Below are 16,542 nucleotides of genomic sequence, written 5' to 3' on the forward strand. Positions count from 1 at the left end.
GGCATCGGCCGACGGTCCGTTTCCAGGGGCGGTACCGGTTGAGGGTGCTTACGGGCAGGCTGACGCCGATCAAGGGCGCGTTCCCGCAGGGTGGGCATCGGCTGGCGGCGCGTTCCTGCAAGGTGGGCATCAGTTGATGACGCGTTGCGCGGGATCGGCATCGACCGACGGCCTGTTTTCCGCAGAGCCGGTACTGTCCGACGGCCCGCTTTCCGCGGAGTCGGTACCGGTCGGCGGCCCATTCCCATGGGCGGTACCGGTGGAGGGCGCGTTCGTCCAGGTGAGCGGCACTAACCGGCGGCTGCTTCCGAGCGGGTGGGCGGTTGCGTGTGGCTTCGAAGCTAGCCGATGGCCAAAGCCTCATCATCTGGGTTGGGGTCGGCGTCGTCGGCGAAGCCCGGGACCCAGCGGATCACCTCGTCGCGGAAGCGGGCCGTGGTGCCCAGCTGGCAGAGGACGCCGACGCCGGCCGCATGAACGCGGTGGATGAGCACGTACGAGGGCGGCAGGTTGAGCTGGCGTACCACGTTGTTAGGCCGCAGGTCGGTCACGCTGGCCGCCTGCGCCTGCAGCCACTCGCGGCTGAACGTGAACTCCTCGACCGCCGTCGGCTCCACGTACGGTGCGAGGAAGGCGCGCAGCGCGTCGGGATCGACTTCGACGCCCTCGCGGATGAAGCCCTCCTGGCGCAGCCCGGCCATCACGGTCTCCATGTCACCCTGGATGAAGATCCGGGTGAGCTGGCCGAACGCCTTGGGGTAGCCGTCGGGCAGCCGGTTGACCGCGCCGAAGTCGAGCGCGCCGAGCCGGCCGTCGTCGAGCATGCGGAAGTTGCCCGGGTGGGGGTCGGCGTGCAGCATCCCGACGCGCGCGGGCGAGCAGAACAGGAAGCGGACGAACAGCAGCCCCGCCCGATTGCGCTCCTCCTGGGTGCCCTCGGCGATGATGCGCGACAACGGCGTGCCGTCCATCCACTCGGTGACCAGCACCATCTCGTTGGCGGCGACGACGTCGGGCACGTAGAAGTCGGGGTCGCCGTTGAACTCCAGCGCGAACGCGTGCTGCGCCTCGGCCTCGCGCAGGTAGTCGAGCTCTTCGGCGATCCGCTCGCGCAGCTCGTTGAGCACGGACTTCATGTCGAGCCCCGGCAGTAGCGCGCCGAACAGTTTGCCCAGGCGCGCGAGCTGCGCGAAGTCGCCGAGCAGCGCCTTGCCCGCCCCCGGATACTGGATCTTGACGGCGACCACCCGGCCGTCGTGCCAGACGGCCTTATGGACCTGCCCGATCGAGGCGGCGGCGGTCGGCTGGTCGTCGAACGACTGGAAGTGCTGACGCCAATCGTCACCCAACTGCTCGGCCAGCACCTTGTGCGCGGTCGCCACTGGGAGCGGCGGCGCGGCCTCCTGGAGCTTGGTCAGCGTGGCGCGATAGGGCCCGGCGATCTCCTGCGGCAGCGCGGCCTCGAAAATCGATAGGGCCTGGCCCAGTTTCATGGCCCCGCCCTTGAGCTCGCCGAGCACCTTGAAGATCTGCTCCGCAGTACGCTGCTGCACCTCCTGGGCCACGATTTCCGCTGATTTGCCGCCGATGCGCTTGCCCAGGCCGAGGGCGGCGCGGCCGGCGAAACCGAGCGGAAGGGTGGCCAATTTGGCCGAGCGCGTGACGGCACGGCGCGGGAGATCGTTCACACTGATGCGCGGAACCTCGGCGAGATACCGCTTCCCCCCTTCGTGATCATCCTTTGAGCACGTCAGTCACGGTTGGGTGCCATGACCATTCTTAGCGAATACCGTTTGTTTCGCATACAGCGACATTGCGGATGTATCACCCACGATCTTCTTATCCACTGCCAATCAGGCGTTACCTCGAATGTGCCGTTGGTCACAGTGGGTGTCCTTCCGTCGAGGAACGCCAGCGCGTGCCCCACCGCCCCCGCTGCGACGACACCCGCCATCGCCACGTCGCAGGCGATCTCACCGGGCGGATAGCCGCCCAGCTGCGCCGTGACCATGCCCCAGCCCGGATCGCGGTCGCGCCGGGCCAGGTCGAGGCAGTGAACGCACGCCGTGAGCCCTGGCAGGACCAGCGGGCCCACCGCGCCGTGCCCCTCGAAGGCGGATACGAGAAGGTGGGGGATGTCGTAGTCGATCAGTTCATTGACCAGCACCCCGTCGAGGGGTGTGACCGGCGCCAAAATGACGAGGTCAGGCCGATCTGTCCTGTCCCCAAGATACGGCCCTCCGGCGAGCACATTGACCGTCGGCCGGCATGCCTCCTCACCCAGCTCCCGCTCGTACGCGCTGACACGAGGTACTCCGACCGGCCCGTTGGCCCTTCGTCCGTCTCTTTCACCTCTTGCACCTCCCGCGCCTCTCTCCGGCTTCCTCCCTTCGCCTCCCTTCTCCGCTCTCCCTCTGTTCGGGCTCTGCGCCCTCGCCGTGACCGAGTTCTGTGCGGTCCCTGTGTCCGGGACCTGTGCCATTCGCGTGTCCGGGACCTGTGCTGTTCGCGTGTCCGGGGTCTGTGCCGGTCGTGTGTCTGAGGTCTGTGCCGTCCCTTTGTCTGGGGTCTGCGCCGTCTCTGCGCTTGGTCCCTGCGTCTTCCGTTCAGCTCGTTCCTGTGGCTCATGTCCGGGCGGTCCCTGTGTCTTCCGTCCGGTCGGTCCCTGCGCCGTGCTTTCGGCCGGCTCTTGTGCGGTTCCCCGGCCTGGCTTCTGTGCCGTTCCCCTGGCGGGCCGCGCCGCAGGCCCTCCGGCCTGCCGTGCGTCAGAGCGGCTGCCCATGGCCTGGGCTGCCTTGTCGGCGATGGACGGGGTGATGCCGCCCCACTTCACCACTGAGTCCTGCGGGAAGCGTGCCGACACGGTCGGTACGGCGGGGGAGGGGGCGGGCCGGACCGCGTCGTGGGCCTGGAACTGGGACGGCGGAGGCGGGTCGCCTGCGGTGAGGCGGCGGGCCACGGCGACGGCGCCCGCCTCGCGGGGAAGGCCGACCTCCGCCCAGGTCAGCCCGCCTGGCGTGAGGTCGCAGGGACGGGCGGGATCAGGGTCGAGGACGCGGATGGTGCCCACCCCGGCGGCCGCGAGCAGGGCGACGATCTGCGCGCCGACCCGGCCGGCACCGTACACCCGCACCCGCGCCTTGCGGCGGCGCTCGAACGTCGTGAGCATCCCGTCGGGCGCGCTGGAGGCGAGGTCGAGGGCGTCGAGGTCGGGCCTGAGCCGGTCGCGCTGGGCCAACGGCAGCTCACCGAGGCACCCAGGAGCGGCCGAGGCGTCGTGGAGCACGCCCTGGCCGGTGAGGTGGTCGATCAGGCACCGGGCGCGCGGCTCATCGAGCCCCGCACGTACGGCATCCTGCAGCACGGCCTGAAGGTCTCGCGTGCCGTCGAGACTCGCGATCCACTTGCGCACGCGCTCGCTCAGGCCGCTCAACATGACCGCTCTGAGCGGATGCGTGCCGAACTGGACGGTGGTCTCGTCGCGCGAGAGGTGCCGCAGAGCGGGCTTCACACGTGGCCTCATGCCGGGAAAGTTTCCACGTCAGACCAAGATCAGGAGGGACTTCGCCACGGACTGTGGATAACTGACTACACGCGGAGCGGCCTGTGGATAATCCGCCAACCGGTCGTGCCGTCCCGGACCTATGGGCCTCCCTGCGGCACCCCTGCCAACGACTCCCGTGCACCTGCGCCCACGACTCCCCGTGCGCCCGTGCTAAGGACGCCAGCAACTTCCCGTGCGCCCGTGCTAGCGACGCCAGCGACTCCCCGTGCGCCCGTGCTAGCGACGCCAACGACTCCCCATGCACCTGTGGTGACGACTCCCGCGCGCATCCGCGCGTACCCGAATCTCGCGCGCACCCCTACCTACGGAACCCCCTGCCTACGGGACCCCTGCAAGTTACGCTCCCCGCATGAACGAGCTCTTGGTTGATCGCAAAGACGACGGAGTCGTGCTCATCACCCTCAACCGCCCCGACATGCGCAACGCCATGACCGACACCATGACGGCCGAGTGGCGCGCGGTCATGGCCGAGCTGCGCGACGACAGGCAGGCGCGCTGCGTCATCGTCACCGGCGCCGGTACGGCGTTCTCCTCGGGCGGCGACCTGTCGTGGATCAGTGAGCGCGGTACGGAGGCCGTCCCGCAGCTCCGCGACCGCATGCTCGCCTTTTACCGCACCTGGCTGGCGATCACCGAGCTCGAGATCCCCACGATCGCGGCGGTCAACGGCCCGGCGGTGGGGGCCGGCCTGTGCGTGGCGCTGGCCTGCGACCTCGTGTACGCCGCCGACGACGCCAAGCTACTGGTCCCGTTCACGTCACTGGGCCTGCACCCGGGGATGGCGGCGACGTACCTGCTGCCTCAGCGCGCGGGCGCGCGGCTGGCGCGGGAGATGCTTCTGACCGGTCGCAGCGTGTCTGGGCGGGAAGCGGCCGGCAAAGGTCTGGTAAATCAATCTTTCCCGAAAAATCATCTAATGTCGGAAGTGGAAGCCATCGCCCGGAAGATCGCCCAGAACGCCCCCATTGCCACACGGCTCACCAAAGTAGCCCTCAACCAAGACCATCAAGACCTGGAAGCCGCGCTGATGTGGGAATCTCTGGCCCAGCCCGTGACCATGGCCTCCGCCGACATGATCGAGGGGCTGACCGCCCATCGGGAAAGGCGCGTGCCCAAATTCACCGGGTCTTAATCATCTGACCAGCAGAAACATGCTCCACCCTCTGTGGAATTTCGTCAGTCTCGGCTAACGTGCATATGTGCCCCCCGAGACAGTCGAGGTTCGTCGCAGTTCTCGTCGCCGGCGTACGGTTTCCGCCTACCGTGACGGCGACAAGACGATCGTGCTCCTGCCCGCCTGGCTGAGCGGTGAAGACGCGGATGAATGGGTGAGCCGCATGCTGGATCGGCTGGCCGCGAAGGAACGCCGTCGCAGACCGACCGACGAGGCTCTGCTGGAGAGGGCCAAAGAGCTGTCGGCCAAATATCTGGACGGCGAGCCCGACCCGGTGAGCGTGCGCTGGGTGGACAACCAGCGGCACCGCTGGGGCTCGTGCACCCCGGAGACGGGTGCGATCAGGATCTCCACCAGGCTCAAGGGCCTGCCCGAATGGGTCATCAACTACGTGATCATCCACGAGCTGGTGCACCTGCTGGTGCCCAGCCACGGGCCGAAGTTCTGGGCGCTGGTAGAACAGTATCCGAAGGCGGAGCGGGCCCGCGGGTTCCTTGAAGGGTTCTCCGCCGCGGCCCACACCGCACCGGAGGAGTGTTGACGCGGATCGTCGCGGTCCTGGTTCATCCGCACATGGCGCAGGCGGCGCCGCCCGGCGTCGATCCCGAAAGGTTCCTCGAAGCGGTGGCCGAGGACACGTACGAGATGGCCGCCGCGCTCGACCTCGTCACCCCCGTGCTCGCCACCAGCGTCCCCGGCCTTGAGGACATCGTCTGGCCGGGCACCGAGGTCATCACGATCGCCGAGAACGAGCCGCTCAAGACCACGCTCGCCCGCCTCGACGCCGACCAGGCGGCGGTGATCTGCGCCGACGCGCCCGACCTGCCGCCCCTGCTGGTGGGCAAGCTGTTCAGGGAGCTGGGCCGCGCCGAGATCACGGTCTGCCCGGCGGAGAACGGCGGAGCCGTCGCCCTGGCCTGCGGCCTGCCCGCGCCGGCGTGGGCCGAGCCCGACCTCGACGCGTACGACATCGTGAAAGAGCTGCGCGCGCAGGCGCCGGGACCCCGCAGGGTGGCCACCACGCCAGGCTGGCACCGCCTGCGCACCCCCGGCGACCTCGCCCGCCTCGACCCCGGCCTGGAAGGCTGGGAGAGCACGAGGGCGCTGATCGGGGCTCAGTGAGCCGGGAGAGCGCCGAACATCGCTCGAAGCGCAGCAGGCCGGGCTGGCCGGTGCAGGGGCACGGATCGGGCACGGGCGCCGATCAGGGCACGATGAGCCGGGCCAGCACGGCGCGGTGGTCGGTGAACGGCACGTCGCGCACACTGACCTCATGCACCCCCACCCGCCGGTCCACCAGCACGTGATCGATGGTGATGAGCGGCGGCACCTTCTTGTTCGCCGGCCAGGTGGGGATCAGCCCGGCCCCGACCTCGTCGGCGGCGTCCTTGTAGCCGCGTGCGAGCACCCTGCGCATGGAGGAGTGGTCGAGCGAGGCGTTGAAGTCGCCGGCGATGATCCGGATCCGGTCGGGGGAGGCGGGCGGAAAGGACTCCAGCGCCCGCTCCCAGTCGGCGACCTGCGGCCCGAGCGGCGGGAACGGATGGGCGTCGATGAACTCGATCGGCTCGCCCCCGGGCAGCGCGATCGTCGCCGCCGGCATGTGGTGCCCGGCAGGAGGGCTCCAGCCCGCGAGCGGCTCCATGCGGTGCCTGGAGAACAGCCCGCTGCCGCTCGCGTTCCACTCGGCCTCGAGCACCCGGTACGGCATCAGCTCCTTCAGCCCCGCCGCGTCGAGGTCTTCGACCGCTCCAGGGGTCAGCTCCTGGGTGCTCAGCACGTCGGGCCGGAACTCGCGTACGAGCCGCAGGATCGTCTCCGCGTCTGCCTTGCCGAACAGCATGTTGACCGTCATGACCCGCATCGGCCTGCCCTTGGCCGCCGCGTCGGCCGTGCCGAGCGCCCTGGGCAGCACGCTGAAGCCGAGCGCCGTCGTCGCGAGCAGCGCGACGACGGCGGCGGCACGCCTGCGTCCGAGCGCGGCGATCATGAGGGGCAGCAGCGAGCCCGCCGCCGCGTACGGGGTCGCGGTCATGAGCTGCGTCGGCAGCGACCCGCGTTCGAGGCCGGCCACCCTGGCCACCGCCCACGCGGCGAACGGCGTCACGGCCATCCAGGTCAGCGCCGTCCGTGGCAGCCTGCGGCGTTTGCGAACCGGAGTCACGATCGTGCCACCGACGGCCGAACCCTCCACACGAGCCCCCCTTTGGAACGACGCAAAAGGACTCTAGCCAAGTGTGCGTGAGCCCGAGTTAAGCGCCTCGCGTCCGCGTGCGGCCAGCCGTCTCGTGGCCTCGTCAGACGGCTCGGGGATGTCATCGACGGGGAACCATCGCAGGTCGAGCGACTCGTCGCTGATGACGGCCGTGGCATCGGGAGGCGCCACCGCCGCGTATTCCACGTCGAGATGCCAGCTGTGCGGCGGATGGCACCACACCAGGTGCTTGTCCACGGCGAGCGGTCCGGGCAGCAGGTGAAGCCCGGTGATGCCGGACTCCTCCCACGCCTCCCGCAGCGCCACCTCGGCCAGCGAGGCGTCGGACGTCTCACAGTGGCCGCCCATCGGCAGCCACATCTTGGCCTTCGGGTGCAGCGTGAGCAGCACCTGGGATCCGTCGTGCGACAGCACCGCCGTCGTCGCCGTCAGATGCCCGGGCACGCACTGGCGCAGCATCGCGTCGTCGTGGGTCCGCAGGTGGTCGAGGAACTCCAGGCGCAGCGCCTCTTCCTCGGGCGTCGGCGCGGTCCAGGAGGACAGCACCGTCACCGCGTCGGCGTGCAGGCTCAACTCGCGCCTTCCCCGCCCTTGTCGCCGCCCTCGCCGTCGCTCGCGCCGCCGTCCTCGGGCTTGGCCTCCAGCTGGGAGATGTCCCAGGTGGTCTCACCGCGTACGAACGCGTCGGGGTTGTCGAGATCGTCGGCCGTCGGCATCAGGTCGGGGTGGTTCCACACCGCGTCACGCCCGTCGAGACCGCGCGCCTCCTCCAGCGCCTTCCACAGCGCCGCGGCCTCGCGCAGCCGGCGCGGCCGCAGCTCCAGCCCCACCAGCGTGCCGAACGTCAGTTCGGCCGGCCCGCCGGTGGCCCGGCGCCTGCGCAGGGTCTCGGCCAGCGCCACCGCCGAGGGCAGCTTGCCCTGCGCGGCGTTGTCGACCACGGTGGCCACCCACCCCTCGACCAGCGCGAGCATCGTCTCAAGGCGGGACAGCGCGGCCTTCTGCCGTTCGGTCTCCTCGGGCTTGAGCAGGTTGCCCGCGCTCAGCGCCTCCTGGATGGCCTGCGGGTTGTTGATGTCGAGCCCGCGGATCTGCTCTTCGAGCTTGGAGGTGTCGACCGTGATGCCCCTGGCGTACTCCTCGACCGCGCCGAGCAGGTGGGACCGCAGCCACGGCACGTGCTGGAACAGCCGGTGGTGCGCGGCCTCGCGCAACGCCAGATAGAGGCGGATCTCGTCGGCGGGGATCTCCAGGCCCTCACTGAAGGACGCGATGCCGCCGGGCAGCAGCGCGGCCGTGTCGGACAGGGGAAGCCCGATGTCGGTGGTGCCGATGACCTCGCGCGCCAGCGAACCGATCGCCTGCCCGATCTGCTGGCCGACCATCATGCCGCCCATCTGCTTGAGCATCCCCAGCAGCGGCCCCGCCATCTGCTGGGCCTCGGGAGGCAGGCCCGAGCCGCCGATGGCGCCGCCCATGGTCTCGACCATGCGCTCGGCGATCGGCTCGCACAGCTTGCGCCAGATCGGGATCGTGTTCTCGATCCACTCGGACCGGCTCCAGGCCTGCGGCGTCGACACGCCGCTCGGCAGCGTCGTCGCCTCGTTGAGCCACAGGTCGGCCAGGCTGAGCGCCTCGACGATCTGGCGGCGCTCGCCTTCCATGACACTCGGGTCGCCACCGGCCACCACGGAGTGCCTGGCGATGTTCTTGGCCATGTCCCAGTTGACAGGGCCTGAACCCTGCGGCGCCGACAGCATGTCGGCGAACTGGCGCATCGCCTGAGCCATCTGCTCAGGGTTGCCGAACATGGCGAACGGGTTCTCGTTGGGGTCGTTTTCGCGACCTGGCAGGTCAGTCACCGCTCTACCTCGTGCAGGATGGAGGAGTCCACATCCGCCACGTTAGTCGTCCTACGGCGGATCAGTGCAAAGTGAGGACCTGGTGCCAACCTCGAAACGCTCGCGCCAACCCGTCGTCGCCGTCACCGGCGCGGCCTCCGGCCTGGGCCGCGAGCTGCTCGCGAGGCTCGTATCCGCCGCGGATTTCCGCAGAGTGGTGGCCATCGACGAGCAGCGCGGCGACGTCCAGGAAGCCACGTGGAGAGTGATCGACGTACGAGATCCGCTCTTGGCGAACCGGATCTCCGACATCGACGTCCTGGTCCATCTCGCCGGTGACTACGCCGTCGACTCCGACCCGGGGGAGCGGCGGGCGTACAACCTGCGTGCCGCGCAGACCGTGCTCACCGCCAGCGCCGCCGCCCGCGTGCGCAAGGTCGTGCTCGTCACGAGCGCGATGGTGTACGGCGCCGCGCCGGACAACGAGGTGCCGCTGCCTGAGGACGCCCCCGTGGCGGCCGAGCCCGACACCGGCGTGGTCGGCGACTTCCTGGAGATCGAGTCCCTGGTACGCAGGTCCCTGCGCAGCCACCCCGGCCTGGAGGTCACCGTGCTGCGCCCGGCCGCCGTCGTCGGCCCCGGCGTCGACACCGTGATCACCCGCCATTTCGAGTCGCCCAGGCTGCTCACGGTCAAGGGCTGCAGCCCGCGCTGGCAGTTCTGCCACATCGACGACCTGGTCTCCGCTCTGGAGATGGCCGCGCGCGGCCTGGTCAGCGGCGTGGTCGCGGTCGGCAGCGACGGCTGGCTCGAACACGAGCAGATCGAGGAGCTGTCCGGCATCCGCAGCCTTGAGCTGCCCGCGGGCGTGACGTTCGGCACCGCTCAGCGCCTGCACCGGCTCGGCGTCACCCCGGCGCCCGCCACCGATCTCCATTACGTCGTCTATCCGTGGGTGGTCGACTGCGCGACGCTGCGCGAGGCCGGCTGGAAGCCGCAGTGGACCAACGAGGCCGCGTTCCGGCAGCTCCTGGAGCTGCGCGAGAACCGTACGACCGTGGTCGGGCGCCGCCTGCCCGTCAAGGAGGCCACGCTCACCGCCGCGGGCGCGACCGTCGCCGTCATCGGTACCGCCGCGATCGTCCGTCAGGTACGCAAGAAGCGTCGCTCGTAACGGTTAGGCTCTTTCCGTGGACGTCATCCGCTTGCTCGGCATACGCGAGACCCCGCTCTCCGTCGACGAGGTGCTGGCCGCCGTGCGCGACCACGCCGCGGGCGGCACCGCCTTGTTCCTGGGCACCGTACGTGAGCAGGACCACGGCAAGCAGGTGACCGCTCTGTCCTACTCCTCCCATCCGACGGCCGAGGCCGAGCTGCGCCAGGTGGCCGAGAAGGTGGCGGCCGACTTCCCGGTGACCGCCGTCGCCGCCGTCCACCGGGTGGGCGATCTGGCGCTCGGCGACATCGCGGTGATCGTCGCGGTCGCCGCGCCTCACCGGGACGAGGCGTTCAAGGCGGCGCGCCGGCTGATCGACGACCTCAAGGCGCGCGTACCGATCTGGAAACACCAGACGTTCGCCGACGGCGAGACCGAGTGGGTCGGCGCCGGCGAATAAGCTCGAAGACATGTCACGACGCGCCCTGACCCTCCTGCTCGCGGGATTCCTCGTACTCGCGCTCGGCGTGGTGGGCGCGTTCCAGCCGGTCCCGTACGTCGTGCTGAGCCCCGGCCCGACCGAGAACACGATCGGCCTGGTCGACAACAAGCCCGTCATCTCGATCAAGGGCAGGCAGACCTATCCCACCAGCGGCGCGCTACAGCTCGTCACGGTGGCCTATCAGGGCGGCCCCGCGGCCAAGATCGACCTGCTGACCGCGCTGCGCGGCTGGATCGATCCCACCGTCGCGGTGGTGCCGCAGGAGACGATCTTCGCGCCCGACCGCACCCCGGAGGAGGTCGAGCAGGAGAACTCCGTCGAGATGACCGACTCCCAAGACGCCGCCACCGCCGCCGCGCTCAACGAGCTGAAGATCCCCTACACCATGGTCGTGGGCGTCGTCTCCACCGAGAAGGGCCGCCCCGCCGACGGCAAGCTGCTCAAGGGCGACGAGATCAACGCCGTCGACGGCAAGCCGACCAACGACGTCACGGCCGTCGCCGACGCGGTCAAGGCGCACAAACCCGGCGAAAACGTCACCTTCACCGTCACCAGAGGCACGCAGCAGCTCGACGTCACCGTGCCGACCGTCGCGGGCCCCAAGTCACAGAGCGTCGTCGGCGTGATGATGCAGGCGAAGTACAAGTTCCCGTTCGAAGTGGACATCAACGTCGGCGACGTGGGCGGGCCCAGCGCCGGGCTGATGTTCTCACTCGGCATCATCGACAAGCTCACCCCCGGCGAGCTGACCGGCGGCAAGAACATCGCCGGCACCGGCACCATCACCCCCGCGGGCGAGGTCGGCGCGATCGGCGGCATCGCGCAGAAGATGGTCGGCGCGAAGAAGTCCGGCGCCACGATCTTCCTGACCCCGGCCGACAACTGCGCCGAGGCGCTCAAAAGCGTTCCTGACGGGCTGCGGCTGGTCAGGGCCGACACACTGCACAGTGCGGTGGCGGCGCTCGACGCGCTGCGCACCGGCAAGGGCGATGTGCCCGCATGCGACGCCGGATGAAACTTCTGGCGGTCGTCGTGCGTTAGCCGTACGGCTGGCGCTGCGGTGTAGGTTGCCAGACACGGACCGTTTCTTCATTACGACGAGGGGTTGGCCTTGAGCTTCCGGACCCCAGGAGCCGGCAGGGCGATGCGCTTGCCCCGCCGACCGCGACTGCTTCTGCCTGTGGCGATAGCCCTCGTGGCGATCGTCGCGTTGTTCTTCCTGTTCTCGGGCATCTATACCGACTATCTGTGGTTCGACTCGGTCGGCTTCACCACGGTCTTCAGCGGGGTGGTGCTGACCCAGATCGTGCTGTTCCTGGTCGGGGCGGCGCTCATGGTCGCCATCGCGGGCGGCAACATGCTGCTCGCCTTCCGCACCAGGCCCATGTTCGGGCCGGCGATGTTCGGCGGGGCGAGCGGCGCCGACCGCTACCGCATGGCGCTCGACCCGCACCGCAAGCTGATCTTCATCGTCGGTATGGCGCTACTGGCGCTCTTCTCCGGATCCTCGTTCTCAGGCCAGTGGGGCACGTGGCTGCAGTTCGTCAACGGGGAGTCGTTCGGCAAGACGGACAAGTTGTTCGGGATCGACATCTCGTTCTTCATGTTCGACTACCCGTTCATCCGGATGGTGCTGAACTTCCTGTTCACCGCCGTGATCATCTCGATCGTGCTGGCGACGATCACGCACTATCTGTACGGCGGGTTCCGCCTCCAGCAGCCCGGCGTCCACGCCTCGCGCGCCGCCCGCATCCACCTGTCGGTGCTGCTCGGCGTCTTCGTCCTGCTCAAGGCCGTGGCCTACTGGCTCGACCGGTACGGACTCGTCTTCTCCGACCGGGGCTTCGTCCACGGCGCCTCCTACACCGACGTCAACGCCGTCCTGCCGGCCAAGACCATCCTCGCGATCATCGCGCTGATCTGCGCCGTGCTCTTCTTCGCCGGCGTGATCCGGCCCGGCGGCATGCTGCCCGGCGTCTCCTTCGGCCTGCTCGTGCTCTCGGCCATCCTCATCGGCGGCGTCTACCCGGCGCTGGTCGAGCAGTTCCAGGTCAAGCCCAACCAGCAGGGCAAGGAGTCGCCGTACATCCAGCGCAACATCGAGGCTACGCGCGAGGCGTACAACGTCGACAAAGTCGAGGTCGAGACGTACAACGCGCAGGCCGACCCGAGCAAGGTGCAGGCCAGCGGCGACACCTCCGTCTCCGGCGTGCGCCTGCTCGACCCGGCCCTGGTCTCCTCGACGTACGAGCAGACCCAGCGCATCAGGGGCTTCTACAGCTTCGCCGACCCGCTCGACGTCGACCGCTACCCCGACAGCTCGGGCAAGCTGATCGACCACATCGTCGGCGTCCGCGAGCTCGACGGCCCGCCCGAGGGCCAGAACAACTGGATCAACCGCCACCTCGTCTACACCCACGGCTACGGCTTCGTCGCCGCGCCGGGCAACCAGGTCGACAGCAGCGGCCTGCCCGCGTACGACGCCAAGGACATGCCGGTCACGGGCCCGCTGGTCCAGAGCACCCAGCTCAAGGAGTCGCGCATCTACTACGGCGAGGACCCGGCATCGGCCCAATACGTCATCGCCGGCGGCAACCCCAACGCGCCGCAGGAGCTCGACTACCCGGAGACCGGCGGCACCGGGCAGAAGAACACCACCTACACCGGCCGGGGCGGCGTCCCCGTCGGCTCGTTCTTCAACCGGCTCCTGTACGCCGCCAAGTACGGCGAGGCGAACATCCTGCTGTCCGGCGACATCAACGACAACTCCAAGATCCTGTACGTCCGCAACCCGCGTGAGCGGGTCCAGAAGGTCGCGCCCTACCTCACCCTCGACGGCAACGCCTACCCGGCGATCGTCGACGGGCGGGTGCAGTGGATCGTCGACGGCTACACGACGAGCAACGACTACCCGTACTCGCAGAGCGAGAGCCTCGGCGAGATGACGCGCGACACCTCGACCGACCGCCGTGTCATCGCCCAGCAGCCGAGCGACCGCATCAACTACATCCGCAACTCCGTCAAGGCCACGGTCGACGCCTACGACGGCACGGTCCGCCTCTACGCCTGGGACAGCAACGACCCGGTGCTGAAGACCTGGAGCAAGGCCTTCCCCGGCACGGTCCGCCCGGCCTCGGAGATGAGCTCTGAGCTGCGCCAGCACGTGCGCTACCCGGAGGACCTGTTCAAGGTGCAGCGCTACACGCTGTCGCGCTACCACATCACCGACCCGGCCGCCTTCTACAGCGGCCAGGACTTCTGGAACGTCCCCAACGACCCGACCCAGGACGACAAGAACATCAAGCAGCCGCCCTACTACCTGACCACCACGATGCCGGGCGGCCAGCCGACGTTCTCGCTGACCACCACGTTCGTGCCGCGTCAGGGTCCGAACCTGGCGGCGTTCATGGCGGTCGACTCCTCGGCGAGCGGCGAGTACGGCCGGATGCGCATCCTGCGGATGCCGTCCAGCACCCCGATCCCCGGCCCAGGACAGGCCCAGAACGCCTTCCAGAGCCGCTTCGCGGGTGAGCTGAACCTGCTGGGCGTCGGTGCCTCGTCGGTCCGTTACGGCAACCTGCTGACGCTCCCGTACGCGGGCGGCCTGGTCTACATCGAGCCGGTGTACATCCAGGTGGCCGCGGGCGGCGGTCAGGAGCCGTACCCGATCCTGCAGCGCGTGCTGGTCTCGTTCGGCAGCAAGATCGGTGTGGCGCGCACGCTGGAGGACGCGCTCAAGGAGGTCTTCGGCACCGAGCAGCAGCAACAGGATCAGCAACAGCAGGAGCAGGAGCAGCAACAGGAGCAGACGGAGGAGCAGGCCCGGCCCGACCAGGCCAGCACGGCGCTCAACAACGCGATCTCCAACGCTCGCAAGGCCTACTCCGACGCGCAGAAGGCGCTACAGGCCAGCCCGCCCGACTGGGACGCCTACGGCGACGCCCAGAAGCGGCTGGAGGAGGCGCTGCAGCAGCTGGAGAGCGCGCAGAAGCAGCAGGCGTCGCCGGCGCCGTCGCCCACCGGATCTCCGGAGGCGTCACCGTCAGCCACTCCGACGGGTTCACCGTCGGCTTCGCCCAGCCCGTCACCGACCGGCTAGCAATTCGGTTTGCGCCCGCCCCGCGTCGCCCGGTAGCCTTCAAGAGCGCGACGACGCGGGGTGGAGCAGTTCGGTAGCTCGCTGGGCTCATAACCCAGAGGTCGCAGGTTCAAATCCTGCCCCCGCTACCAAGGCGAGAGCCCGGGATCCAGGGATGGAGACCCGGGCTTTCTGCATGATCGGATCCGATGATCCGGAGGCTTCAGGGGTGTCAGCGGCCTCGATGGTCAAAGCACTCCTGCGGAGCCTGTAGAGTATGTACAGCACATCGACGCGGGGTGGAGCAGTTCGGTAGCTCGCTGGGCTCATAACCCAGAGGTCGCAGGTTCAAATCCTGTCCCCGCTACCAAGTAGAGTCCCCGCCTCCGGCTCGTCCGGAGGCGGGGACTTTTTCGTTTTCTGGATGCGGGCGCTGTGCGCTCGGCCGATGTCGTCTGTCATATGGCCCGGCTGATCAGAAGGAACGCCTTCCGTACGGCCCAGCCGAAGAGGAGCACTCCGAAGACGATCTGGACGACGCGCATCCACAGGGGCGACCCCAGGTCCGCATAAATCACGATGCCGACCCACATCAGGCCGAACAGCCCGACCAGGACGACAGCCGCCCAGTTCAGCCCACGTTGCCACATATGCGCAGTCTTACAGGCGGTCGGCCAAGGGCGGGTATGCCCGAAGTCGTCATCATGTCATCGCTTGTGTGGCGGTACTGGGGGTCTGTGGGAGATCGGAGTGGTTCACCGGCGGAGGTGTCGTCCGGTGCCGACGCAGCTCCGCATCCGCGGGCCGCGGGGACGCGACAGGGCACGGTTCGCCGGGGCCTCGGTTTGGGGTAGCGGGTCGGGTGATGACGGGCCGAGGCTCGGGGTGGAGTGGACGTGAGGGTCCGGCAAGTCCTGGCCGGTGAACGTCGGGCCGGTGAACGTCGGGCCGACGAAGGTCGGGCCGGTGATCGTCGGGTCGATGAGGGGGCCGTCCGGCAGAGGGGCGCCGGTGTTGGGCGGCTCGTACTCGTACGGTGCCGGCCCTTGTGACGCCGGTCCTGCCCCGGCGTGTCCTTCCCGAGGCGCTTCCTCTCCGGGGACGCCGGTCACAGGCTGGCTCGGCCATGGCCGACCCTCGTGATCCGGACCCTCGTGAGTCTGGCCTTCGTGAGGTTGACCTTCATGGATCTGGCCTCCGTGCGCCTCGCTCTCATCGGGCCGGGATTCCAGGTAGGCGCGCAGGGCGGCGGCTGCGCGTGCGTCGGCGAGGATGTGCTGTACGGCCTCATCGTCCTCGGGCAACTGGCCCCGCTCGGCCAGCTCGTGCCGGATGAAGGCCAGGGGGTCGGGCTCACCCGCGATGTCGGCCGCCACCGTCGCCCGCGCCGCGGTCAGCAGCCGCAGGTAGTCGTTGCGCAGGGAGGCCTCGCGCAACCGGGCGTGCTCCAGGTCGTCGATCAGAGTCCTGGCGATCCCCAGCAGGTCTCCGAGGTGGGTCGTCTTGTCGGCGAGGAACGCGCGGATGTCGTCGAACTCCGACCGGGTCATAGCGGTCACCCCTCCGTGAGCGGAGTCTGCTCGTGACCTACTTCGTACCTGGGCGCGATTGCGGATGACTTGCTGTCGGCTTGCCCCTCCACTCCGGATGGGCAGTGACATGCCGAGGTTTGAGTGTCTAGAGGGCAGGGAAGTACCTGCTGATTACCTGAGTGGGCTCGAGTAGGTCGTGCAGACTGCTAGAGTTGCTTCCCGCAGGGCCGCCGAGGGGCTCCCAGAGCCCCGAAGATGCCCGGCAAATCCCACTACCTTCAAGGTCGTCCGGCCGACGATTACGCATCGGTTCGGATCGGCTGGTAAGTTAGAGGGGTTGTCTCCGAAAGGGGACGCGGCTTAATTCTTGGCAAGTCGTTCGAGTCGGGTCAATTTGACAGGGCTCGGGGCGGCTGAAAAGATTAAGACACAACAAAACGAACGGAGTGAACGCCTCCGCCGCCGGGATCGCGGATGTG

14 protein-coding genes and 2 tRNA genes are annotated in these 16,542 nt (G+C 68.8%); 9 read left to right on the plus strand and 7 right to left on the minus strand.

From position 1 onward, the window contains the following. Positions 1-341 precede the first annotated feature (341 nt). Complete coding sequence (locus tag AB0K67_RS36045; protein WP_364069101.1) at positions 342-1,688, minus strand: AarF/ABC1/UbiB kinase family protein; 1,347 nt, start codon at positions 1,686-1,688, stop codon at positions 342-344. A 62-nt stretch (positions 1,689-1,750) separates the two neighbouring features. Then, the gene (locus AB0K67_RS36050) at positions 1,751-3,511 is read right to left on the minus strand and encodes a ThiF family adenylyltransferase (protein ID WP_364069103.1); all 1,761 of its coding nucleotides are present in this window, start codon (positions 3,509-3,511) and stop codon (positions 1,751-1,753) included. Between the two features lie 403 nt (positions 3,512-3,914). On the opposite strand from AB0K67_RS36050, the gene AB0K67_RS36055 reads away from it, so the two are divergent. The 3 genes from AB0K67_RS36055 (at position 3,915) to AB0K67_RS36065 (ending at position 5,861) form a co-directional block, all read left to right on the plus strand. Next, positions 3,915-4,697 carry an enoyl-CoA hydratase-related protein gene (locus tag AB0K67_RS36055; protein WP_364069105.1) on the plus strand — a complete coding sequence of 261 codons (783 nt, stop codon included), beginning with the start codon at positions 3,915-3,917 and terminating at the stop codon, positions 4,695-4,697. 67 nt (positions 4,698-4,764) lie between these two features. Next, entirely contained in the window at positions 4,765-5,280 is a 516-nt protein-coding gene (locus AB0K67_RS36060) for a M48 family metallopeptidase (RefSeq protein ID WP_364069107.1), read from the plus strand. Beyond that, a complete protein-coding gene (locus AB0K67_RS36065; RefSeq protein ID WP_364069109.1) occupies positions 5,277-5,861 on the plus strand; it encodes a hypothetical protein in 585 nt (194 codons plus the stop codon). Before AB0K67_RS36060 ends, AB0K67_RS36065 begins: the two co-directional genes overlap by 4 nt. 82 nt (positions 5,862-5,943) lie before the next feature. Here the strand turns inward: AB0K67_RS36065 and AB0K67_RS36070 are convergent, their stop codons facing one another. The 3 genes from AB0K67_RS36070 to AB0K67_RS36080 form a co-directional block, all read right to left on the minus strand. Further along, positions 5,944-6,903 (minus strand): endonuclease/exonuclease/phosphatase family protein, encoded by a 960-nt coding sequence (locus AB0K67_RS36070; protein WP_364069111.1) that lies wholly within the window; start codon positions 6,901-6,903, stop codon positions 5,944-5,946. Positions 6,904-6,966: 63 nt separating this feature from the next. Further along, the gene (locus tag AB0K67_RS36075; RefSeq protein ID WP_364069113.1) at positions 6,967-7,527 is read right to left on the minus strand and encodes an NUDIX hydrolase; all 561 of its coding nucleotides are present in this window, start codon (positions 7,525-7,527) and stop codon (positions 6,967-6,969) included. Continuing rightward, positions 7,524-8,765, minus strand: coding sequence for a zinc-dependent metalloprotease (locus tag AB0K67_RS36080; RefSeq protein ID WP_364069132.1), 1,242 nt, complete (start codon positions 8,763-8,765; stop codon positions 7,524-7,526). The genes AB0K67_RS36075 and AB0K67_RS36080 overlap by 4 nt, the downstream gene beginning before the upstream one ends. 130 nt (positions 8,766-8,895) lie before the next feature. On the opposite strand from AB0K67_RS36080, the gene AB0K67_RS36085 reads away from it, so the two are divergent. The 6 genes from AB0K67_RS36085 (at position 8,896) to AB0K67_RS36110 (ending at position 14,901) form a co-directional block, all read left to right on the plus strand. After that, complete coding sequence (locus AB0K67_RS36085; protein ID WP_364069134.1) at positions 8,896-9,969, plus strand: NAD-dependent epimerase/dehydratase family protein; 1,074 nt, start codon at positions 8,896-8,898, stop codon at positions 9,967-9,969. Between the two features lie 16 nt (positions 9,970-9,985). After that, positions 9,986-10,411, plus strand: a complete 426-nt coding sequence (locus AB0K67_RS36090) for a molybdenum cofactor biosynthesis protein MoaE (RefSeq protein ID WP_364069115.1) — start codon at positions 9,986-9,988, stop codon at positions 10,409-10,411. Between the two features lie 10 nt (positions 10,412-10,421). Beyond that, positions 10,422-11,468, plus strand: a complete 1,047-nt coding sequence (locus AB0K67_RS36095) for a PDZ domain-containing protein (RefSeq protein ID WP_364069116.1) — start codon at positions 10,422-10,424, stop codon at positions 11,466-11,468. Between the two features lie 129 nt (positions 11,469-11,597). Next, positions 11,598-14,552 carry a UPF0182 family protein gene (locus tag AB0K67_RS36100; protein ID WP_364069118.1) on the plus strand — a complete coding sequence of 985 codons (2,955 nt, stop codon included), beginning with the start codon at positions 11,598-11,600 and terminating at the stop codon, positions 14,550-14,552. Positions 14,553-14,606: 54 nt separating this feature from the next. Next, positions 14,607-14,683, plus strand: a tRNA-Met gene (locus tag AB0K67_RS36105). 141 nt (positions 14,684-14,824) lie between these two features. Beyond that, a tRNA-Met gene (locus AB0K67_RS36110) sits at positions 14,825-14,901 on the plus strand. An 88-nt stretch (positions 14,902-14,989) separates the two neighbouring features. On the opposite strand, the gene AB0K67_RS36115 is transcribed toward AB0K67_RS36110, so the two are convergent. Beyond that, positions 14,990-15,181 (minus strand): hypothetical protein, encoded by a 192-nt coding sequence (locus tag AB0K67_RS36115; RefSeq protein WP_364069120.1) that lies wholly within the window; start codon positions 15,179-15,181, stop codon positions 14,990-14,992. A 105-nt stretch (positions 15,182-15,286) separates the two neighbouring features. Continuing rightward, the gene (locus tag AB0K67_RS36120; protein ID WP_364069122.1) at positions 15,287-16,081 is read right to left on the minus strand and encodes a hypothetical protein; all 795 of its coding nucleotides are present in this window, start codon (positions 16,079-16,081) and stop codon (positions 15,287-15,289) included. Positions 16,082-16,542: the final 461 nt, after the last annotated feature.

This window comes from Nonomuraea sp. NPDC052634, assembly GCF_040678535.1.
GTDB lineage: Bacteria > Actinomycetota > Actinomycetes > Streptosporangiales > Streptosporangiaceae > Nonomuraea > Nonomuraea fastidiosa.